Source organism: Pseudomonas sp. LBUM1659 (assembly GCF_059716045.1).
Window position 1 is genome coordinate 1,451,141 of record NZ_CP166797.1, and the last position, 19,381, is coordinate 1,470,521.

General features: G+C 60.4%; 21 protein-coding genes. 13 read left to right on the forward strand and 8 right to left on the reverse strand.

Translation table 11 applies throughout. From position 1 onward, the window contains the following. Positions 1-7: 7 nt before the first annotated feature. Positions 8-1,174, reverse strand: a complete 1,167-nt coding sequence (locus tag ACA048_RS06430) for an MFS transporter (protein WP_497628401.1) — start codon at positions 1,172-1,174, stop codon at positions 8-10. Positions 1,175-1,208: 34 nt separating this feature from the next. Further along, on the reverse strand, positions 1,209-1,511 hold the full coding sequence (locus ACA048_RS06435; protein ID WP_497628402.1) for an ArsR/SmtB family transcription factor: 303 nt from the start codon (positions 1,509-1,511) through the stop codon (positions 1,209-1,211). Positions 1,512-1,682: 171 nt separating this feature from the next. Here ACA048_RS06435 and ACA048_RS06440 point away from each other — a divergent pair, with 171 nt between their 5' ends. Further along, positions 1,683-2,261, forward strand: coding sequence for an acyl carrier protein phosphodiesterase (locus ACA048_RS06440; RefSeq protein ID WP_497628404.1), 579 nt, complete (start codon positions 1,683-1,685; stop codon positions 2,259-2,261). Positions 2,262-2,322: 61 nt separating this feature from the next. Here the strand turns inward: ACA048_RS06440 and ACA048_RS06445 are convergent, their stop codons facing one another. Together ACA048_RS06445 and olsB are read right to left on the reverse strand one after the other, a co-directional pair. Next, the gene (locus tag ACA048_RS06445) at positions 2,323-3,114 is read right to left on the reverse strand and encodes a lysophospholipid acyltransferase family protein (protein ID WP_497628405.1); all 792 of its coding nucleotides are present in this window, start codon (positions 3,112-3,114) and stop codon (positions 2,323-2,325) included. Next, entirely contained in the window at positions 3,114-3,869 is a 756-nt protein-coding gene (olsB, locus tag ACA048_RS06450) for an L-ornithine N(alpha)-acyltransferase (protein ID WP_497628406.1), read from the reverse strand. The genes ACA048_RS06445 and olsB overlap by 1 nt, the downstream gene beginning before the upstream one ends. Before the next feature lie 154 nt (positions 3,870-4,023). Here olsB and ACA048_RS06455 point away from each other — a divergent pair, with 154 nt between their 5' ends. The 5 genes from ACA048_RS06455 (at position 4,024) to ACA048_RS06475 (ending at position 8,299) form a co-directional block, all read left to right on the forward strand. Then, entirely contained in the window at positions 4,024-4,902 is an 879-nt protein-coding gene (locus tag ACA048_RS06455) for an acyl-CoA dehydrogenase middle domain-containing protein (RefSeq protein ID WP_497628407.1), read from the forward strand. A 171-nt stretch (positions 4,903-5,073) separates the two neighbouring features. Further along, the gene (locus tag ACA048_RS06460; RefSeq protein ID WP_497628408.1) at positions 5,074-6,168 is read left to right on the forward strand and encodes a serine hydrolase domain-containing protein; all 1,095 of its coding nucleotides are present in this window, start codon (positions 5,074-5,076) and stop codon (positions 6,166-6,168) included. Then, positions 6,165-6,485 carry an amidase gene (locus tag ACA048_RS06465; RefSeq protein ID WP_497628409.1) on the forward strand — a complete coding sequence of 107 codons (321 nt, stop codon included), beginning with the start codon at positions 6,165-6,167 and terminating at the stop codon, positions 6,483-6,485. The genes ACA048_RS06460 and ACA048_RS06465 overlap by 4 nt, the downstream gene beginning before the upstream one ends. A gap of 64 nt (positions 6,486-6,549) precedes the next feature. Further along, positions 6,550-7,140 (forward strand): YceI family protein, encoded by a 591-nt coding sequence (locus ACA048_RS06470; RefSeq protein WP_497628410.1) that lies wholly within the window; start codon positions 6,550-6,552, stop codon positions 7,138-7,140. A 1-nt stretch (position 7,141) separates the two neighbouring features. Next, positions 7,142-8,299 (forward strand): phospholipase D-like domain-containing protein, encoded by a 1,158-nt coding sequence (locus ACA048_RS06475; RefSeq protein WP_497628411.1) that lies wholly within the window; start codon positions 7,142-7,144, stop codon positions 8,297-8,299. A 150-nt stretch (positions 8,300-8,449) separates the two neighbouring features. Here the strand turns inward: ACA048_RS06475 and bglX are convergent, their stop codons facing one another. After that, on the reverse strand, positions 8,450-10,741 hold the full coding sequence (bglX, locus tag ACA048_RS06480) for a beta-glucosidase BglX (RefSeq protein WP_497628412.1): 2,292 nt from the start codon (positions 10,739-10,741) through the stop codon (positions 8,450-8,452). Positions 10,742-10,977: 236 nt separating this feature from the next. Between bglX and ACA048_RS06485 the strand changes: the two genes are divergently transcribed. The 4 genes from ACA048_RS06485 to ACA048_RS06500 all read left to right on the forward strand — a co-directional run bounded on the left by ACA048_RS06485 (position 10,978) and on the right by ACA048_RS06500 (position 14,392). Further along, positions 10,978-11,586 carry a LemA family protein gene (locus tag ACA048_RS06485; RefSeq protein WP_497628413.1) on the forward strand — a complete coding sequence of 203 codons (609 nt, stop codon included), beginning with the start codon at positions 10,978-10,980 and terminating at the stop codon, positions 11,584-11,586. A gap of 33 nt (positions 11,587-11,619) precedes the next feature. Continuing rightward, on the forward strand, positions 11,620-12,378 hold the full coding sequence (locus tag ACA048_RS06490; RefSeq protein WP_497628414.1) for a TPM domain-containing protein: 759 nt from the start codon (positions 11,620-11,622) through the stop codon (positions 12,376-12,378). A 28-nt stretch (positions 12,379-12,406) separates the two neighbouring features. Further along, positions 12,407-13,024: a TPM domain-containing protein gene (locus ACA048_RS06495; protein ID WP_497628415.1), complete on the forward strand. Its 618-nt coding sequence runs from the start codon at positions 12,407-12,409 to the stop codon at positions 13,022-13,024. Between the two features lie 153 nt (positions 13,025-13,177). After that, a complete protein-coding gene (locus ACA048_RS06500) occupies positions 13,178-14,392 on the forward strand; it encodes a class I SAM-dependent methyltransferase (RefSeq protein WP_497628416.1) in 1,215 nt (404 codons plus the stop codon). Between the two features lie 82 nt (positions 14,393-14,474). On the opposite strand, the gene ACA048_RS06505 is transcribed toward ACA048_RS06500, so the two are convergent. Further along, the gene (locus tag ACA048_RS06505) at positions 14,475-15,365 is read right to left on the reverse strand and encodes a DMT family transporter (RefSeq protein WP_497628417.1); all 891 of its coding nucleotides are present in this window, start codon (positions 15,363-15,365) and stop codon (positions 14,475-14,477) included. A 284-nt stretch (positions 15,366-15,649) separates the two neighbouring features. Between ACA048_RS06505 and ACA048_RS06510 the strand changes: the two genes are divergently transcribed. The 3 genes from ACA048_RS06510 to ACA048_RS06520 all read left to right on the forward strand — a co-directional run bounded on the left by ACA048_RS06510 (position 15,650) and on the right by ACA048_RS06520 (position 17,006). After that, entirely contained in the window at positions 15,650-16,231 is a 582-nt protein-coding gene (locus ACA048_RS06510; protein WP_452625238.1) for a DJ-1/PfpI family protein, read from the forward strand. 14 nt (positions 16,232-16,245) lie between these two features. Continuing rightward, positions 16,246-16,551, forward strand: coding sequence for a ribbon-helix-helix domain-containing protein (locus ACA048_RS06515; protein WP_497628418.1), 306 nt, complete (start codon positions 16,246-16,248; stop codon positions 16,549-16,551). Between the two features lie 110 nt (positions 16,552-16,661). After that, positions 16,662-17,006: a YegP family protein gene (locus ACA048_RS06520; RefSeq protein WP_452625240.1), complete on the forward strand. Its 345-nt coding sequence runs from the start codon at positions 16,662-16,664 to the stop codon at positions 17,004-17,006. Positions 17,007-17,119: 113 nt separating this feature from the next. On the opposite strand, the gene ACA048_RS06525 is transcribed toward ACA048_RS06520, so the two are convergent. Then, positions 17,120-18,139, reverse strand: coding sequence for a DUF4917 family protein (locus ACA048_RS06525; RefSeq protein WP_497628419.1), 1,020 nt, complete (start codon positions 18,137-18,139; stop codon positions 17,120-17,122). Between the two features lie 69 nt (positions 18,140-18,208). Beyond that, on the reverse strand, positions 18,209-19,378 hold the full coding sequence (locus ACA048_RS06530) for a multidrug effflux MFS transporter (RefSeq protein ID WP_497628420.1): 1,170 nt from the start codon (positions 19,376-19,378) through the stop codon (positions 18,209-18,211). Between the last annotated feature and the right edge of the window lie 3 nt (positions 19,379-19,381).

Sequence of the window (19,381 nt, forward strand, 5' to 3'; positions counted from 1 at the left end):
CGGTGGTTTAGTGAGTCGCTGGAGCCAGTTCGGGATTGCCGCTCTGACGGAAAGTAATCAGGGTCACCAGCAGGGCGAGCACCGCCAGTGCGGCGGCCGCGAGGGGCACGCTGGTCAGGCCATAGCCGTGGGCGATCACGCTGCCGCCGACCCAGGCACCGAGTGCGTTGCCGATGTTGAAAGCGCCGATGTTCAGGGTCGACACCAGGTTTGGTGCCGCTTTGCCAAAGGTCACCACGTTCACTTGCAGGGCAGGGACGGCGGCAAAACATGCCGTGGCCCAGAGGAACAGGGTGATTTCGGTCGGGATCAGCGCGACGCTGGTCCACGTCAGTACGGTGGACACCACCGCCATGCTGATGAACACGCCGATCAGCGTCGCGGCCATGCCTTTGTCCGCCAGTTTGCCGCCGATAATGTTGCCGACGGTCAGGCCCAGGCCGATGAGCATCAGGGTCCAGGTCACGCCACGTGGCGAGACACCGGTGACTTCGCCCAGCAGCGGAGCGACGTAGGTGAACAGGGTGAAGACCGAGGCGGCGAACAGCGCAGTCATGCTCAGGGACAGCCAGATCCCGGCGCCCTTGAGTGCGGCCAGTTCGGCGCGCATGTCGAGTTTTTCTTCATCACGCTTGGCCGGCAGAAAACGGATCAGGCCAATCAAGGCGATCACACCGATCACGGTCACGGCCCAGAAGGTCGAACGCCAGCCGGCTTGCTGACCGAGCGCGGTGCCCAGTGGAACGCCGAGCACGTTGGCCAAGGTCAGGCCGGTAAACATCAATGCCACAGCCGAAGCGCGTTTGTTGGCCGGCACCAAACCTGCCGCCACCACCGAACCGATACCGAAGAAGGCACCGTGGCAGAGCGCCGTGACGACTCGTGCAAACATCAACACGTTGTAGTCACTGGCCAGAGCGCAGAGCAAGTTGCCGACGATGAAAATACCCATCAACGCAACCAGTGCAGCCTTACGCGGCAGCCGGGCGGTGGCCAGTGCCATGAATGGCGCCCCGATGGCCACGCCCAGGGCGTAACCGGTCACCAGCCAGCCGGCACCGGGGATCGACACACCGAGGTCCGCCGCCACATCAGGCAGCAGGCCCATGATGACGAACTCGGTGGTGCCGATGGCGAAGGCGCTCAAGGCCAGAATGAGGAGCGAGAGGGGCATTGTTGATTCCTTGTCGGCTGACTGACGTTAAGGGTCAGAGCTCTTTGCTGAAGGTCTTGAGGAACTCCTGAATGGTTTCCTCATTACGTTTGAAAAAATGCCACTGGCCGACTTTGCGGCTGCTGATGAGGCCGGCGCGCTGCAGGGTCGCCAAGTGCGCGGAAACGGTGGACTGCGACAAGCCGCAACGTTGATCGATCTGCCCGGCGCAAACGCCGTGCTCGTTGCTGTGGGGCTGGTCAGGGAATTCGACGTCCGGGTTTTTGAGCCAGTGCAGGATTTCTCGCCGTACTGGGTGTGCCAGGGCTTTTATTATTTCGTCGAGGTCGATGTTCATGGCTTGGGAGCTCGTGATTAGTAAAACGCTATATCGCGATGAGGCGAACTTTAAATCGGTATTTCGCGATATACCAATATGATTTTGCTCTGACGACCGCGTAAATCGGTATATCGGGTTATAACGATGCGTGGGTGTAAAGAAACAAAGGTGCAGTGCTAAGCTGCGCCCATGAACTATCTCGCACATCTTCACCTCGGTGGCCAGCGTCCCGGTCAATTGCTCGGCAGTCTGTATGGCGATTTCGTCAAGGGACGGCTGCAAGGGCAATACGATCCGGAAATTGAGGCCGCCATCCAGCTGCACCGCAGCATCGACGTGTTTACTGATCGCCATCCCTTGGTGGATGTTTCGTTGTCGCGGTTTTCCACGACGCGTCGGCGTTACGCCGGGATCGTGCTCGACGTGTTTTTCGACCATTGCCTGGCACGCGACTGGATGCTGTACGCCGACCGGCCACTGGCATTGTTCACGTCAGATGTGTACCGGGTACTGACGGCCGAGCCGCAATTGCCGGAGCGTTTGGCAAAGGTCGCGCCGCACATGGTGGCGAATGACTGGTTGGGTTCCTACCAGGAGTTCGAGGTGCTGGAGCAGGTGTTGCGGGGGATTTCGCGGCGGTTGACCCGGCCTGAGGAACTGGCGGGGGCGATGCAGGAATTGCGGGTGTTGTATGAGCCGTTGAGCGAAGACTTTCGGTTGTTCTATCCACAGCTTCAAGATTTCGCGCAGAACTACCAAACACCCTAACCCCCCTGTTGGAGCGGCGGTGCGGCGATCCGACTTGCCCGCTCCCACGGGGGATGTGTGTTTAAGCGGCGATTGCGGGGCGCATTGGCGCTTCCTGCTTCTCTGGAATCGCCCCAAACAACGCTTTCTGCACCGATTGCTGCGCCTCGAACGCCAGCGCGGCACGCTCCCGGCCTTCGCAAGCAATCGGCTTGAGCAGGTGGATCTCCACATTCCCCTGGTCATTGGCAAACAAACGCATCAAGTGCGACAGCAAATCATCGTCACCAATAAACGGTGCCAGCGAATCAAGCTTGCCACCGCGCAGGTAACGAATAGCCACCGGTTGCAGCTGCACCTCTGAATCAATCGCCGCCGACAGCAAGCGCCCATGAAACGTGCGCAACGAACGGCCATCGGTGGTGGTGCCTTCCGGGAACATCAGCAGCGGATGGGCCTGTTCCAGGTGGCGGGTCATTTGTTTGCGAATCAGCTGACTGTCGCCCGACCCACGACGGATAAACAGACTGCCGGCCTTGGCCGCCAACCAGCCCGCCACCGGCCAGGTACGCACTTCGGCCTTGGACAGAAATGACAGCGGCGTGAGCATGCCCAGCAGAGGGATGTCGGTCCAGGACACATGATTGCTGACCCAGAGCATCGGCGCTTTAGGCAACTCGCCATGCACGGTGACTTGGAAGGGCAGGGCATTGCTCAACCGCGCCATGAAAAATCGCGACCAGCGCTGGCGGCGGACCATCGAGTGGGCGATGCCCATCCGCTCGAACAATCCGAACACGCCGGCCATGCTCAAACCCAGTGCGACCACCACCAGCACTCGCGCAATCCGCGCGTACACCCGCAAGCGGTTCATCACATGGCCGCCTTGAAGTGCTTGGCGTAACGCGGGCAGAGCTCGTCGCGCTTGAGCAGGATGAACACGTCGGCGACCTGGAAGTCTTCGTCCCAGCACGGCTCGCCGCAGATCTTCGCGCCGAGGCGCATGTAGGCCTTGAGCAGCGGCGGCATTTCGGCGATGACGTTGGAGGGGATATCCAGGCTCGGCAGCGGCTTTTTCGGTTCGGCGCGCAGGTGTTCGGTGCACAGGTAGCGTTCGCGCAGACGCTGCATGATCGCGTGGGCCTGAATGCCGCCGTCCTGCATCGGAATGCTCGCGCACCCCATCAAATAGCTGTAGCCGCCCTGATTCAACACCTCAGCCAGTTCACCCCAGAGCACGGCGATGGTGCCGCCGTTACGGTAGGCCGGGTCGACGCAGGTACGGCCGATTTCCAGAATCGGGCCTTTGAGGTGCACCAGGCCGTGCAGGCTGAATTCTTCTTCGCTGTAGAACTTGCCCAGGCTGCTGGCCGCCGTGTGGTCGAGCAAACGGGTGGTCGCCACCAGACGACCGGTGTTCAAGTCACGCACACCGATGTGGGCGCAGTGAACATCATAGTCATCCATGTCCAGACCCAGCTCGGCGCCCTTCAGTCTGGCGTTGAATTCGCCACTGAACACGTTGAAGCGCAAGGCCTGAGCTTCCTGCAAGGCCTTGCTGCCGATCAGTCGTTCGGCTTGCAGGCGGCGGTCGTTGCCGGTGTCGCTGATGCGGGCGATCTGAGTCATTGCAAATCTCCTTGCGGGCTGTTCACCTGACGTGGGTTACAGCGGATCGACTTTCTTTATGTGGCCGTTTTGTGCAAGGTCAGGCTAAGTAGCCCCAGTGTCATCGCCATTAAGCTTTGGTGATGCTTATATGACAGCCCACGAGGAGCCTCTTATGCCCTGGCAAACCCTGTTGAAGCGCCGCGAACGCCTGCCCGCCAACCCGGACCTGGCGGAAGGTTTCGCGACCTTGTTGAATCAATTGGGCACGGTGACGCCGTTCGAGTTGGCAGTGGCGGGCGCACGCCTGATGGCCACGCCGGGGCTGGCGTTTCTGGTGGGGTATCAGGCGGCGCTGCGGATGCTCTGGCCGAGCGCGCCGCTGAGCCTCGGCGCGTTGTGCGCGACCGAACAGCGCAGCCTGCGGCCGGCAGACATGCAAACCCGCCTCACCGATTTGCGCCTGAGCGGGCGCAAGGATTTCGTCACCGCCGGTGATGCCGCCGAGTGGCTGTTGATCGCCGCCCGCAGCGAAGCGCCCGGCGAGGCTGCGCGCCTGAGCCTGGCGGTGGTCTACCCCGATGAACCGGGCGTGCGCCTGGAAAAACTCCCGGCCGTCGCACTGATACCGGACATCAGCCACGGCCGGTTGTTTCTCGACAATGCCCTGTGCGAGTTGTTGGCGGGGGACGGTTGGGATGCTTACGTCAAACCGTTCCGCACCCTTGAAGATGTGTACGTATTGAGCGCCCTGACCGCGTGGCTGTATGGCATTGGTCAGGACAGCGACTGGCCGCAAGCCTTGCAACTGCGGTTACTGGCGCTGCTGGCCGGGTGCGCGGAAGTCAGCCGTCAGGCACCGAACAATCCTGCCGGGCATGTGTTACTGGGTGGGTTATTTGCCCAGTTCGAGGGGCTCAAGGCCGAGATTGATCAGGCGCTGGCCGACGGGCCGCCGCATTGGGCGGCAATGTGGCAGCGCGATCGGCTGGTGATGGATTTGGCGGCGGGCGCCAGGGGTAAGCGATTGGACAAAGCGTTGGCGGTGATCTGACTGGCCCCTTCGTCGGAACGCCGCCCGGGGCAAGCCCGCTCCTACAGTTTGAAATGCATTCCCCTGTAGGAGCTGGCTTGCCAGCGAAGGCGGTCTGACAGACAACACAAACTCCAAAACTGTCATCAACCTCAACTAGGCTCTGCACGTTAATCCCTCCGAGCCCACGCCATGTTCAAAGGCTTGTCCCTGATTGTCCTGCTGCTGCTCAGTCTCACAGCCCACGCCGAAAACTGGCCGGCCGAGCAATGGACCATCGGCCCGAAAAGCACCGGGCCAGCGCTCCAGGCCCTGGAAACCTTCGCCTTCCCACTCCGCGATGACAGCACCCGAAAAGGCATCCGCACTGACGCGTTGCTGGTGATCCGCGACGGCCAGTTGATCTACGAACGCTACGCCGGCCCGACCACCGCCGACACACCACACCTGACGTGGTCCATCAGCAAAAGCCTCATGGCCACGGTGCTGGGGGTGGCGTATGGCGAAGGCCTGTTCAAACTCCAGGATTCGGTGCAGACGTTTTATCCACCGATGCAAAAACACCCCGGCATCACCATGGCCGACCTGTTGCATTGGGCCTCGGGCCTGGACTGGCAGGAAGACTACGAATATGCGCCGTTAAAGTCCTCGGTGGTGGCCATGCTCTACACCCGTGGACATCAGGACATGGCCGCCTTTACTGCCGATCACGCCGAGTACACTAAACCCGGTCAGGCCTTTCGGTACTCCAGCGGTGACAGCAATCTGCTGTCCGCCGCGCTGAAAAACATCGTCGGTCCGGCACGTTATCCGGACTATCCATGGACCGCGTTGTTCGAGCCATTGGGCATCCGTCATGCCGTTTGGGAAACCGATGCCACGGGCACCTTCGTTGCTTCGTCCTACGCCTACCTCACGGCTCGGGATCTGGCGCGAGTCGGTTTGTTGATGGCGCGCGACGGGCGCTGGCAGGACCGCCAATGGCTGCCCAAAGACTGGATCGCCTTCAATCGCGAACCGTTCGCCCACTATCAAGCCCATCAGGATGACGCCGTGCCCGGAGGTCAATGGTGGCTCAACCGCGCGGTGGAAGGGGCGGCACAACCCTGGGCCGACGCGCCTGCCGATACCTTCGCGGCGCTGGGCCATTGGGGCCAGGCGATGTATGTGATCCCCAGTGAAAACCTGGTGATCGTGCGCTACGGCGATGATCGCGACGGCAGCTACCAGCACAACGATTTGCTCAGGCTCGCGCTCAAGGCGTTTGCTCCAAGGGTGCAGCCATGAGTCTTCTTCGACGTAGACCGTTCAGCGCGTTGTTCCTGGTATTGCTGGTCGCGTTGCTCGGCTGGATCTGGCAGGAGGGGGTGGCGCTGTGGGCCTTCCCCGACATCATCAGCGCCTACACCGCCAAGGAATATTGCTCGTGCCGGTATGCGATGAACAACGAGGCCGGGTATTGCCACAGCTATGTAAAGCAGTGGCTGCCCACCAGCCGCTTTGTCGATGACGCCGCCAGCAAACGCGTGACGGTCAGTGGCATGGGCCGCAGCAACAGCGCCGCGTGGGTCGGCGAACGCCAAGGATGCCGCCTGATCCCGTAGCAAGTTTGCAATTGGCTCACGTGCGGTTAAGGTTCGTGCAGGTTTATCTGCCCCACGAGTCTCTATGTTCAACCGCTCCCTGCGCAAAACCCTCACGTTCCTGCTGTTGGCCGGCACCACGCTGTCGGCCCATGCCGATTGGTATCTGGACGGCGAGTCCTCGCGGCTGTCGTTCATCAGCACCAAAAACACCAACATCTCTGAAGTGCAGCGCTTTCTGGTGCTGCATGGCAAAGTCGATGCCAATGGCCTGGCCGAGGTGCAAGTCGAACTGGAGTCGGTCAACAGTGGCATCCCGTTGCGCGATGAACGCATGCGCAAGGAGTTGTTCGAGATCCAGACCTTCCCCGAAGCGTTGATCACCACGCAGATTGATCTACGCCCCATCAACGACCTCGCGCCTGGCGCGCAGTTGGAATTGCGCTTGCCGCTGACCGTCAACCTGCATGGCAAGCAACACTCATACAACGCCGAACTGCTGGCGACGCGTCTCGACGATCGACGCTTTCAGGTGGTAACGCTCGAGCCACTGGTCATCAATGCCGAAGACTTCGATTTGGCACCTGGACTGGAAGCATTGCGCAAGGTCGCCGGTTTGTCGGCCATCAGTCTGTCGGTGCCGGTGGGTGCGGTATTGATTTTCACGGCGCGCTGACATGGCCGGCGCAATCTTTCCCTGGCGTGAAGGCAACCATTTTGAACTGCTGGTCGACGGTCCGCAGTTCTTCCCGCGCATGCTGGTAGCAATTGCCCGCGCCGAAGAACAGGTCGAACTGGAGCTGTATCTGGTGGAGGCGGGCGCCTGCGCCGAGGCCATGGTGCAAGCATTGGTTTCGGCGGCTGAGCGCGGTGTGCGTGTGCGCTGCCTGTTCGATGACTATGGCAGCCTGGCGTTCACCCTGACCTTGCGTCAGCGCCTGATGGCGGCCGGGGTCGAACTGCGTTTCTACAATCGCCTGAGCTGGCGCCGTTGGGTCGGCAACTTTTACCGCGATCACCGCAAGCTGTTGCTGGTGGATCAAAGCCTGGCGGTGGTCGGTGGCACGGGCGTCACCGATGAGTTCTGGACGCCGGGTGAAGACACCAGCGAATGGCACGAGGTGATGGTGGAGATCACCGGGCCATTGGTCATTGACTGGCAATTGTTGTTCGACCGCCAGTGGATCGCCAACCGCCATCGGCGAGCCTGGAAGCCTGCCTCGCACTTCGGCTTGCCGCGCCTGCCGCGAGTGCCGTCGATGGGTGAGGGCATGGGCCGGGTGGCCTATGCCGACGCCCGCCAGCACCGCGACATTCTGCAATCGCTGGTTCGCGCGTTGAACAGCGGCCAGCAACGGATCTGGCTGGCGACGCCGTACTTCCTGCCGACCTGGAAAGTCCGCCGCTCACTGCGTCGTGCCGCCAGTCGAGGCGTCGATGTGCGCCTGCTGCTGACCGGGCCGCGCACCGATCACCCATCGGTGCGCTACGCCGGGCATCGCTATTACCCGCGACTGCTCAAGGCCGGGGTGAAAATTTTTGAATACCAGCCGTGTTTCCTGCACCTGAAAATGGTCTTGATCGATGACTGGGTGAGCATCGGCTCATGCAATTTCGACCATTGGAATTTGCGCTTTAACCTGGAAGCCAACCTTGAAGCGCTGGACCCAGGGCTGACGCTGGCAGTGGCGGGGAGTTTCGAGCGCGACTTTGCGCAGAGCCAGGAGGTCAGCCTGGAGGCATGGCAACGCCGACCGCTGTGGCGGCGGGTCAAGCAACGGATCTGGGGATGGGTGGATCGGCTGGTGGTGAACCTGCTGGATGGCCGCAGATAGCCGTAACACCAAAAAAAACACTGTGGGAAAACCACTGTGGGAGCCGAGCTTGCTCGCGATGGCGGTGTACCAGTCAACATAGGTGTTGGATGATATGGCCTCATCGCGAGCAAGCTCGGCTCCCACAGTGGGTATGCGTTGCCTGGGGGATTACAGCAATTCAAAGCTCTGCTGTGTCACGTCCTGGGAATCCAGGCCGATCTGCACATTGAACTTGCCCGGCTCGGCAGCATACTTGAGCTGGGTGTTGTAGAACTTCAGGTCATCCTCAGTGATGGTGAAGTGCAGGACTTTCTGTTCGCCGGCCTTGAGCATGACTTTCTGGAAGTTCTTCAGTTCTTTGAGCGGTCGGATCATCGAGCCGGTCACGTCCTGGATGTACAACTGCACCACGGTTTCGCCGTCACGCTTGCCGGTGTTTTTCACCGTGACGCTGGCGTCGAGCTTGCCGGTCTTGTTCAGCGTGGTCGACGACAGGGCCATATTGCTCAGGCTGAAGTCGGTGTAGCTCAGACCGAAGCCGAACGGGAACAGGGGGCCGGTGGTGTCATCGAGATACTGCGAGGTGTAGTTGCCCGGTTTGCCCGGCGTGAAGGGCCGGCCGATGCTCAGGTGGTTGTAGTAGGTCGGAATCTGACCCACCGAGCGCGGGATGGTGATCGGCAGTTTGCCCGATGGGTTGTAGTCGCCAAACAGCACGTCGGCGATGGCGTTGCCGCCTTCGGTGCCGCTGAACCAGGTTTCCAGAATCGCGTCAGCCTGTTCGTTCTCTTCGAGAATCGACAGCGGACGGCCATTCATCAACACCAGCACCAGCGGTTTGCCGGTGGCTTTCAAGGCGCGGATCAGTTCACGCTGGTTTTGCGGAATGTTGATGTCCGTGCGGCTCGACGATTCGTGGGACATGCCACGGGATTCGCCCACCGCTGCCACCACGATGTCAGCGTCTTTGGCGGCTTTCACCGCTTCGTCGATCAGCACGTTGGCCGGACGCGGATCATCCACCACTTCCAGGGCGTCGAAGTTGAGGAAGTTCAGGTAATCCAGGATCTTCTTGTCGCTGGTGATGTTTGCGCCACGGGCGTAGATCAGCGTCGATTGCGCGCCCAGTGCGTTGGTCATGCCGTCGAACAGGGTCACCGATTGCGCCGGTCTGCCATTAGCAGCCCAGCTGCCCATCATGTCGATAGGCGCTTTGGCCAGCGGGCCGACCAAGGCGATTTTTGCGCTTTTCTTCAGCGGCAGGGTTTCGTTCTGGTTCTTCAGCAACACCATGCTGCGGCGCGCGACATCGCGGGCCTCGGCGCGGTGCAGACGGCTGTCGGCGTTGGTGTCGGCCGGATCATCTTCAGCCTTGCCGATGCGCAGGTACGGGTCCTTGAACAGGCCCATGTCGTACTTGGCGGCGAGCACTTCACGCACGGCGTTGTCGATGTCGCGTTGCTCGATCTCGCCCGACTTCAACAGCCCCGGCAGCTCTTTGCCGTACAGGGTGTCGTTCATGCTCATGTCGATGCCGGCCTTGATCGCCAGCTTCGCGGCTTCGCGACCGTCAGTGGCGACGCCGTGCTTGATCAGCTCGAATATCGCCCCATGGTCGCTGACGGCCAGGCCTTTGAAGCCCCATTCCTTGCGCAACAGGTCGTTCATCAGCCAGGTGTTGGCGGTGGCCGGCACGCCGTTGATCGAGTTCAGGGCAACCATTACCCCGCCGGCACCGGCGTCAATCGCCGCACGGTAAGGGGGCAGGTAGTCCTGGTACATTTTGACCGGGCTCATGTCGACCACGTTGTAATCGCGACCGCCCTCGACCGCGCCATACAAGGCAAAGTGCTTGACGCTGGCCATGATGCTGTCGGCTGCGTTGGCACCGGTGCCCTGGAAGGCCTTGACCATGACGCCGGCAATGCGCGACACCAGGTAGGTGTCTTCACCGAAGCCTTCGGAAGTACGGCCCCAACGCGGGTCGCGGGAGATGTCGACCATCGGAGCGAAGGTGAGGTCGACGCCGTCCGATGAGGCTTCCTTGGCGGCGATGCGCCCGGACAGGGCAATGGCGTCCATGTCCCAGCTCGAGGCCAGGGCCAGCGGGATCGGGAAAATGGTGCGGTGGCCGTGGATCACGTCATAGGCGAAGAACATCGGGATCTTCAAGCGGCTGCGCATGGCCGCGTCCTGCATCGGACGGTTTTCCGGGCGGGTGATCGAGTTGAACGTGCCGCCGATGTTGCCGGCCGCGATTTCCTTGCGGATCAGCTCGCGTGGCATTTCCGGGCCGATGCTGATCAGGCGCAACTGGCCGATCTTTTCATCGAGGGTCATCTGCTCCATCAGGTTGCTGATGAAGGCGTCCTTGTTCTCTAGAGGTGCGGGCATCGTGGCGGCCAATACGTTATGACTGGCCAGGCTGACGAGCAGGCCCAGCAAACACAGCTTCTTCATGAATGGTTTTCTCAAAAGCCTAAACGGCCGTGAATACGCGCCGATCAGCCAAAAGTTAGGGAGCGACTATTGTTGTTCAAGTAAATGCATGCACACTTGCGCAGTGTCTTGCGCTGGGGGCATCTTTTAGCCCATTGGCTCGATGCAATCCAGTGGCGGCGGCAGATTATGCCCCAAGTGCCCAGTCAGAAGGGTACAGGTTGTTTTTCAACGGAATGTGCCAGGGAGTGACCCAGATGAATGCAAGACACCACTATCGCTCAAGCCTGCAGGTTGCAGCCTTGATGTTGCTGACCACATTGCTCGCGGGCTGTGGCATCAACACGATTCCGACCCTCGACGAACAGGCCAAAGCCGCGTGGGGCCAGGTGCAAAACCAGTATCAGCGCCGCGCCGATTTGATCCCCAATCTGGTGGAAACCGTCAAAGGCTACGCCAGGCATGAAGAAGAAACCCTGACCGCAGTGATCGAAGCACGGGCCAAGGCGACGTCCATTCAAGTGGACGCCAAGACGCTGGATAACCCGGAAAAACTCAAACAGTTCCAGCAAGCCCAGGATCAACTGACCGGTGCCTTGAGCCGTTTGATGGTGGTTTCCGAACGTTATCCGGACCTCAAGGCCAACCAGAACTTCCTCGCATTGCAGTCGCAACTTGAAGGCACCGAGAACCGCATCGCCGTGGCGCGGCGTGATTTCATCCTCGCGGTGCAGAAATACAACACTGAAATCCGCACCTTTCCCGGTCGCCTGTGGCACACCTTGATGTACAGCGATTTGCCGATCCGCGAAACCTTCGAGGCGACCACGCCGGATGCCGACAAGGCGCCCGAAGTGAAATTTTGATCGGCTGAAGCATCACCACGGATGAGGTCGTCAATGCGCGTGTTGAAAGTGGGGCTGATGCTGGCGCTCTGGGTGTGTGCCCTGACGGCGCAGGCCGAGTTGAAGTTTCCGTCACTGACCGGGCGGGTGGTCGATAACGCCCAGATGATCGAGCCGTCGGTGCGCGAGCAGCTGACCCAGCAACTCAAGGCCCATGAAACCGCCACCGGCGAGCAGTTGGTGGTGGTCACGCTGCCGGACTTGCAAGGCGCCGATATCGCGGATTTTGGCTACCAACTAGGTCGAGCATGGGGCATTGGCCAGAAAGATAAAAATAACGGCGCGCTGCTGATCGTCGCGCGCGATGAGCGTAAATTGCGCATCGAAGTCGGGTATGGCCTCGAAGACCGCCTGACCGACGCGCAAAGCTCGGTGATCATCAATCAGGTAATCACCCCCGCGTTCAAGGCCGGCAACTTCAGTAAAGGCATCAGCGACGGGGTCGCGGCGATGCTGGTGGTGTTGGGTGGCAGTTCGCTGGATGAACCGTCGACGGTCTATGAGCCGCGAGGTGATGAAAACAGCGACTTCGTTGCGCGGCATCCCGGTGTTGTTGTGTTTCTGGTGATGCTGTTCATCCTGACTTTTTTTGTCTTGCAGATGCTCGGAATTCTGCCCGCCGGCCGAGGAGGGTCGGGCGGTTCAAGCGGTGGTTTTGGCGGCGGTGGTTTTGGTGGTGGCGGCGGTGGAGGCGGGGGCTTCAGCGGCGGCGGGGGCAGTTTCGGGGGCGGCGGTTCGTCGGGCGGCTGGTGATAACAATAATGAGCAGGCACTTTTCAACATGGCATTACTGACTGAACACGAACAACGCAAAGTCGCCGAGGCGATTGCCCGGGTCGAGCGCGACACCGACGCCGAACTGGTGACTGTGCTTGCCGCCCGCGCCGACGACTATGCGTACATTCCGCTGCTGTGGGCCAGCCTGCTGGCGCTGATGGTGCCGGGTATCGTGCATTACCTGACCGGCTGGCTGACCCTGCACAGTTTGCTGCTGGTGCAATGGATCACCTTTGTCGTGCTGTGCCTGGTGTTCCGCCTCCCCAAAGTCACCACGCACCTTGTTCCGCGTTCAGTGCGGCACTGGCGCGCCTCGAACCTGGCGCGCCGGCAATTCCTGGAGCAAAACCTGCACCACACGGTTGGCAGCACCGGGATGCTGATTTTTGTCTGCGAGGCGGAGCGCTATGTGGAAATCCTGGTGGATGAAGGAATTTCCCAACGGCTGGACAACAAAAATTGGGATTCGATTGTGGCGGTGTTCACCCAGCAGGTGAAACAGGGGCAGACGTTGCAAGGGTTTGTGACCTGCATCGAGGCGTGTGGCGAATTGCTCAAAGTGCATGTGCCGGTGACGCAGGTGCGCAATGAACTGCCGAATCGATTGGTGGTTTTAGGCTGAGTCTTGGCCGCTACACATTCCTTGTAGCCGCTGGCGACGCCTGCGCCAGCGGCTACAGATCGCGCCGTTCGGGAAATTCCCCGTGCCCTGCATCCACATCCCCCCTAAAATACCCGCCATTCCCCGATCCGCTCCGCCCGAGGCCGTTTTTCCATGTCTGTCACCGTCACTCCCGCCAGCCTCGCGCCGGATCACCACGCCCAGTTCATCGACTTGCTGCAAACCAGCCTCGACGCCAACGCCTTCATCAAACTGGTACTGGCCAAGTACGTCGGCACTGAAACCGATTTGCAGCGCCTGATCATCAAGCAGCTGACGGTCAAGGATCAGCCTTGCCTGTCCTTCGTCTACCGTTACAAAACCCGCGACATCACCAAAAACTTGCCGCTTGAAGAGGGCGTCGCGACTATCGCTGCGTTGCTGCCAGTCTCGTTCAAAAATGCGCATTTACTGTCATTGACCGACGAAGCCCAGCTTGAATACAGCAAAAAGGGCAAGTCTTCGCTGTTCAAGAGCAAACCTCAGCAATTGCGTGAAGTGCCGTCCGCCGAGCATAACCGCGAGAAAAACCGCTTCCTCGACCTGAGCCGGCCGTTCCTCGCAGACCTCGGCGTGACCAATAGCAAGCACGAGCTGATCCCGGCGATGTCGCGCAAGTGGAAGCAGATCAACAAGTTCATCGAAGTCTTCAGCCATGCGCTGACCACTTCTCCGCTGGCGCTGGACAAGCCGGTGCAGGTGGCGGATTTCGGGTCGGGCAAGGGTTACCTGACGTTCGCCATCCACGACTACCTGCGCAACACCTTGAACGCCGAAGGCGTGGTGACGGGTGTTGAGCTGCGCGAAGAAATGGTCAACCTGTGCAACGCCGCTGCCGCGAAGCTTGAGCACCCGGGGCTGGTGTTCAAGTGCGGTGACGTGCGCAGCGTGGCGCCGAGCGAACTGGACGTGATGATCGCGCTGCATGCCTGCGACACCGCCACCGACTACGCGATCCACACCGGCATCCGTTCCGGCGCCTCGATCATCATGTGTTCGCCGTGTTGCCACAAACAGATCCGCCTGCAAATCCAGAGCCCGGCCCTGCTCAAGCCGATGCTGCAATACGGTTTGCACTTGGGTCAGCAAGCAGAAATGGTTACCGACAGTTTGCGCGCGTTGTTCCTCGAAGCCTGCGGTTATGAAACCAAGGTGTTCGAGTTCATCTCGCTGGACCACACCAACAAGAACAAGATGATCCTGGCGGTCAAACGCGCCGAGCCGGTTGATCCGGCCCAGCTGTTGGTGAAGATTCAGGAACTGAAGGATTTCTACCACATCAGCGAACACTGTCTCGAAACCCTGCTCCGTTCCGACGGCTACCTCTAAACACCGAAGTTCTGCAGGAGCCCGGCTTACCGGCGATGGCGATTTCGAGTACGCCATCGCCGGCAAGCCGGGCTCCTACAGTTTAGGCGGTGGCAATGCGTGCGGGTTTAACCGCGGTCTTGCGCCCCAGCATTACCGTCACAATCACCCCGGCAGCAAACAGCCAGGTGATCGGCTCGATGTGTTCGCCGAAGAACAGCGCCGAGAAGGCGATGGTGAAGAAGATCTGCAGCAGCTGAATCTGGCTGACCCGAGCAATCCCGCCCATGGCCAGCCCTGCGTACCAGGCGAAGAAGCCGAAGAATTGCGAAAACAGCGAAACGTAACCAAACGCCCACCAGGTCTTGGCCGAAATCTCGCCCTGATGTTGTAGCGCCAGGTACACCACCGGCCCGATCAACAGCGGCGTCGACAGCACCAGCGCCCAGCAGATCACCTGCCAGCCGCCCATCTCCTTGGCCAGGCGTCCGCCCTCGGCGTAGCCCAAACCACCCACCGCAATCGCCCCGAGCATCAGCAAATCACCGGTCTGAATACTGCCCGCACCGCTGATCAGCGCATAACCGAGCACCAACGCACTGCCCAGCGCGGCGCAGGCCCAGAAGGCTTTTGACGGTCGTTCATGGGACAACCACGCGGCGTACAGAGCCACGCACAGCGGTTGCAGACCATTGACCAAGGCACCATGGGACGCCGGCAAGGTTTGCATGGCCCACGCCGACAACACCGGAAAACCCAGAATGACCCCGGCGATCACCAACGTCAGGCCTTTGACTTGTTTCCAGCTCGGCCATTTCTCACGTCGCCACAGCAACAGCATCGCCGCCGGCACCGCCGCAAACAACGCACGACCGAGGCCGTTGAGCAGCGGATGCAATTCCTGCACGACGATGCGTGTGAAGGGCAGGGTGAGGCTGAAAATCACAACACCGAGCAGGCCGAGGGCCATGCCGGTGTTTTCGCGCGAGGACATGATGGCAACCAGAATTCAGAGTGGGGGAAGAGTCTTCATCTAGCCACAAACCGCGCCGGCTGCGCTGTTACAGCTACGCGCAGAGTTATCCGTACAGTTTGAGGACGCTCCCACATTAGATTTGTAAACACAGATCCACTGTGGGAGCGTGCGATGCGGCGATCCGACTTGCCCGCGATGAACGATGACGCGGTCCATCAGGTAGTAGCAGGTTATTACCCGACCCTCTGGATAAGGACTACCTTGAATATTCCTGCGAATGTTCCCCCAGAGGAGTCCTCCCCATGGCTGCTAAAAAAATCCTGATGCTGGTCGGCGATTACGTCGAAGACTACGAAGTGATGGTGCCGTTCCAGGCACTGCTGATGGTCGGTCATACCGTCCACGCCGTTTGCCCGGACAAAACCGCGGGCCAGACCGTGCGCACGGCGATCCACGATTTTGAAGGCGACCAGACCTACAGCGAAAAGCCCGGCCACTTGTTCGCCCTGAACTTCGACTTCGCCAAGGTCGCTGAAGCCGACTACGACGCGCTGCTGATCCCCGGCGGCCGTGCGCCGGAATACCTGCGCCTGAATGAAAAAGTTTTGGATTTGGTGCGCGCCTTCGACAAGGCCGGCAAGCCGATTGCTGCCGTGTGTCATGGCGCGCAACTGCTGGCGGCGGCCGGCGTTCTCGAAGGGCGAGAGTGCAGCGCTTACCCGGCCTGTGCCCCGGAAGTGCGACTGGCCGGCGGTACGTTCATCGATATCCCGGTGACGCAGGGCCACGTTCAAGGCAATCTGGCCACTGCCCCGGCCTGGCCGGCGCACCCCAGCTGGCTTGCCGGTTTCCTCGGGTTGCTGGGCACCAAAATCACGCTGTAACGAGGGACCTGTCCATGTGCGAGCTCTATGTCAAGGCCGATCCGATCCTCTACGAATCGCGCTCCCGCTCGCTGCGCATCTGCGGGGTGGTCACCACCCTGCGGTTGGAGAATCAGTTCTGGGACATCCTCTGCGAAATCGCCGAAGTCGACGGTATGACCACTAATCAGCTGATCGCCAAGCTGTATGAGGAGGTGATGGATTATCGCGGGGAAGTGGTGAATTTTGCGTCGTTTTTGCGGGTGAGTTGTATGCGCTATCTGAGTCAACGGCGGGTGCAATCGCCGGAGTTGTCGGTGGTTCGGGCGGTGGCGAAGTAGGGTGTTTTTGCTGCGACCCTGCCCGCGATGAGGTCGGTACAGGCGACAGATTTCCCTGGCTGGTCTTTACTCTGAAGCGCGAAGCCTCTCAATTGCCAAGGAGAAAGAGCATGTCCGGTTGGTACGAAGTGAGCAAAACCAGCAGCGGCCAGTTTCGGTTTGTCTTGAAGGCGGCCAATGCCGAAACCATTCTGTCCAGCGAGCATTACACCACCCGCAGCGCGGCCGACAACGGCATTGCCTCGGTGCAAAAGAACAGTCCGCTGGATGAACGCTACGAGAAAAAGACCACCAAGGATGGCCATCCTTACTTCAACCTCAAGGCCGCCAACCACGAAATCATCGGCAGCAGCGAAGCCTATTCCTCCGATGCCGCACGGGAAAAAGGCATCGCCAGTGTGAAGGCCAACGGGCCGACCACGGTGATCAAGGACAAGACCTTGCCGGTGCTCTGAACCAAACCACCGCTCCCACTTTCGACCGCATTTGTCCTGGATGAACGCGATTAAAGGTGGGAGCGACGGTGCGACGATTCGACCTGCTCGCGATGAGGCCAGCCGCGTCGCTACTAAACCTCGACTGGAACAGCCAGCTTCGGACTACCCAGCACATGCGTCTTCGAATCATAAAACCGCAATTCTGATCCGGTCCCCTCAAACACCTTCGCGTAATGCCGCTTCTGATGCTGAATAAACGCTTTGCTGCGCGGATAAATCGAAATCGCCACCACCGTTGGTTTTGCCTGGCGCAGCGCATGTACGATATGGCTGTCCTGCTCGCCCAACGCATGACCAAAGACACACAACCCGTCGCCATGCCCCAATAACTGGTCATAACAAAACGACAGATAATCCGAGCTGCGAATGGTCTTGAGCTTGTCCTGGGCCGGCCCTTCGTTCACAAACAGCGGCACGTCGTCCAGCGTCTTGATCGTATTGTTGATCGCGAAACTGCCGAGCAACGTGCCCTCGGTCGACATCAGTTTGCGCGCCGTGCCGTCCTGATTGCGCACCAGATGCAGCCCACCGTGCAAGTACAACAAACGGGTTTTATCGGTCGCCGTGGCGCTCAGGTCAAAGCCCGGCTCGGTGCCTTGGAACAGGTCGGTGATCGCGTCCGGCTGGTGCTGGATGGACCAGTAATTGAGCAAGTCATAGTTGGTGGTAAACACCGTCCGATAGTTGCCCAGTTCCTGGCTAATAGTCGCCAGGGTCGACGGCACCACCAGCCGCCATGGAATATGCACGGCGTGCACGGTGTTGATCAGCGCTTCCTTGATCGCGTAATAGCGATTGCGCGGTGCGGCCGAGCTGACGGCCAGCGCCTTGTTGACCCGGCTGGTGGTTTTCAGCGCGCTCAGGACTTGTTCGAAACTGCGCGTCTGCATCGCCTCGAACACGCTCAGCTCGGATTGGCTCAGGGGTTTTTCTTCGACGATGCGCGCATTCTCGAACAGCGAGTCGTAACCAAAATCGTCCCACACGGCGCGGCTGGCGCCGTTGCCTACCAGCAAACCGCTGAAAGAGGCGGTGGCGCGCAAGGCGTTCCAGTCTTCAAGTTGGGCATCAACATCCTGGAAATCGGTCATTGCGGTGGTCGTCTCGAAGCAAAGGGGCTAATGGGCGGCGACTTTATCACGGCCGGGCATCGAGTCAGATCAACATGTAGGTTGGCGACCCGGCGCGAGCATTACGCAGAGCATCGCGCCCACTGCCAGCAACGTGCACAACAGCGACAGTGGCCACGCCTGCGGACTGGCAATCAGGCTGGCGATCCCGCCAATCACGGCCGCCATCAGTTGATGAATAAAGCCGCTCAGGGCCATCGCATAGGCGCCGCCGACCGGTGAGCCGTCGTTGGCCAGCGACAGGCTGATCGGGTAGGTCAGCGACTGCCCGAATACCGCCACGCAATAGGGCAACCAGAACAGCAACGCAATGGCGGTGCCGGCGACGCTGCCCAATAACATCACCGCGCTGCCGGCCAGCACCAGCCCGACGCCGGCCGTCATCAATCGGCGCTGACCGGTGCGCAATACCAAGCCATTGACCCCCAACGCCCCCAAAAAATACGCCGCGCTGATCGGCCAGCCCAGCAGCCCGTATTCCACAGCCGACCAATTGAACGGACCTTGCAGAATCAACGGCGCGGCGGTGTTGAAGGCGACGATCACCCCATAACCGAGGCCGCCGGTGAGGGCCGGTAGCAGGAAGGCTCGATTGCGCAGAATGCGCCAGTAGCTTGGCCACGCAGACGACTGCACATTGTCCTCGGTCAGCAGCGCAAACGGGACCCGCGCCACAACCGTCGCCATCAACAGGCTCGCGCCCCCCAACAGATAGAAGATCGCTGACCAGCCTAGCGCCACCTGAATAATCGACCCCAGGTACTGGCCGATTCCCAGCGCCACCACGAACGAAATCGAAATCCACGACAACGCCTTCGCCAGCAGATCGCCGCGAAAGCTGTCGCGTATCAGCACCCGGGCCATCACCGAAATTCCGCTGGCGCCGATGCCCTGAATCAGTCGAAACATCAGGAATGATTCAAGGGTCTGACCCAGCGGCAGTGCAAGATTGCCCAGCCCATAAATGCCGAGCGCCGCGAGCAATACCGGCTTGCGACCGATGCGCTGACCGAGGCTACCCCAGAACAACATCGGCAGCGCCATCCCGATCAAGTACACCGCCAAGCCCCAGGACACTTGCGAGGCGTCGGCGGACAGATACCGAGCCATCTCCGGCAGCGCCGGCAAGTAAATACTCATGCCCAGTTGAGCAAGAAAAACCGTGCTGCAAGTGACGAGGAGGGTGGTGCGGCTCTTCATGAC

Excerpts from the sequence above, each read along its gene's own strand:
- ACA048_RS06460 (WP_497628408.1), top strand. The coding sequence starts at position 5,074 with ATGTTCAAAGGCTTGTCCCTGATTGTCCTGCTGCTGCTCAGTCTCACA.
- ACA048_RS06435 (WP_497628402.1), bottom strand. The coding sequence starts at position 1,511 with ATGAACATCGACCTCGACGAAATAATAAAAGCCCTGGCACACCCAGTA.
- ACA048_RS06525 (WP_497628419.1), bottom strand. The coding sequence starts at position 18,139 with ATGACCGATTTCCAGGATGTTGATGCCCAACTTGAAGACTGGAACGCC.
- ACA048_RS06440 (WP_497628404.1), top strand. The coding sequence starts at position 1,683 with ATGAACTATCTCGCACATCTTCACCTCGGTGGCCAGCGTCCCGGTCAA.
- ACA048_RS06455 (WP_497628407.1), top strand. The coding sequence starts at position 4,024 with ATGCCCTGGCAAACCCTGTTGAAGCGCCGCGAACGCCTGCCCGCCAAC.
- ACA048_RS06465 (WP_497628409.1), top strand. The coding sequence starts at position 6,165 with ATGAGTCTTCTTCGACGTAGACCGTTCAGCGCGTTGTTCCTGGTATTG.
- ACA048_RS06500 (WP_497628416.1), top strand. The coding sequence starts at position 13,178 with ATGTCTGTCACCGTCACTCCCGCCAGCCTCGCGCCGGATCACCACGCC.
- ACA048_RS06475 (WP_497628411.1), top strand. The coding sequence starts at position 7,142 with ATGGCCGGCGCAATCTTTCCCTGGCGTGAAGGCAACCATTTTGAACTG.
- ACA048_RS06495 (WP_497628415.1), top strand. The coding sequence starts at position 12,407 with ATGGCATTACTGACTGAACACGAACAACGCAAAGTCGCCGAGGCGATT.
- bglX (WP_497628412.1), bottom strand. The coding sequence starts at position 10,741 with ATGAAGAAGCTGTGTTTGCTGGGCCTGCTCGTCAGCCTGGCCAGTCAT.
- ACA048_RS06485 (WP_497628413.1), top strand. The coding sequence starts at position 10,978 with ATGAATGCAAGACACCACTATCGCTCAAGCCTGCAGGTTGCAGCCTTG.
- ACA048_RS06445 (WP_497628405.1), bottom strand. The coding sequence starts at position 3,114 with ATGAACCGCTTGCGGGTGTACGCGCGGATTGCGCGAGTGCTGGTGGTG.
- ACA048_RS06515 (WP_497628418.1), top strand. The coding sequence starts at position 16,246 with ATGTGCGAGCTCTATGTCAAGGCCGATCCGATCCTCTACGAATCGCGC.
- ACA048_RS06490 (WP_497628414.1), top strand. The coding sequence starts at position 11,620 with ATGCGCGTGTTGAAAGTGGGGCTGATGCTGGCGCTCTGGGTGTGTGCC.
- ACA048_RS06520 (WP_452625240.1), top strand. The coding sequence starts at position 16,662 with ATGTCCGGTTGGTACGAAGTGAGCAAAACCAGCAGCGGCCAGTTTCGG.
- ACA048_RS06510 (WP_452625238.1), top strand. The coding sequence starts at position 15,650 with ATGGCTGCTAAAAAAATCCTGATGCTGGTCGGCGATTACGTCGAAGAC.
- ACA048_RS06505 (WP_497628417.1), bottom strand. The coding sequence starts at position 15,365 with ATGTCCTCGCGCGAAAACACCGGCATGGCCCTCGGCCTGCTCGGTGTT.
- ACA048_RS06430 (WP_497628401.1), bottom strand. The coding sequence starts at position 1,174 with ATGCCCCTCTCGCTCCTCATTCTGGCCTTGAGCGCCTTCGCCATCGGC.
- ACA048_RS06470 (WP_497628410.1), top strand. The coding sequence starts at position 6,550 with ATGTTCAACCGCTCCCTGCGCAAAACCCTCACGTTCCTGCTGTTGGCC.
- olsB (WP_497628406.1), bottom strand. The coding sequence starts at position 3,869 with ATGACTCAGATCGCCCGCATCAGCGACACCGGCAACGACCGCCGCCTG.
- ACA048_RS06530 (WP_497628420.1), bottom strand. The coding sequence starts at position 19,378 with ATGAAGAGCCGCACCACCCTCCTCGTCACTTGCAGCACGGTTTTTCTT.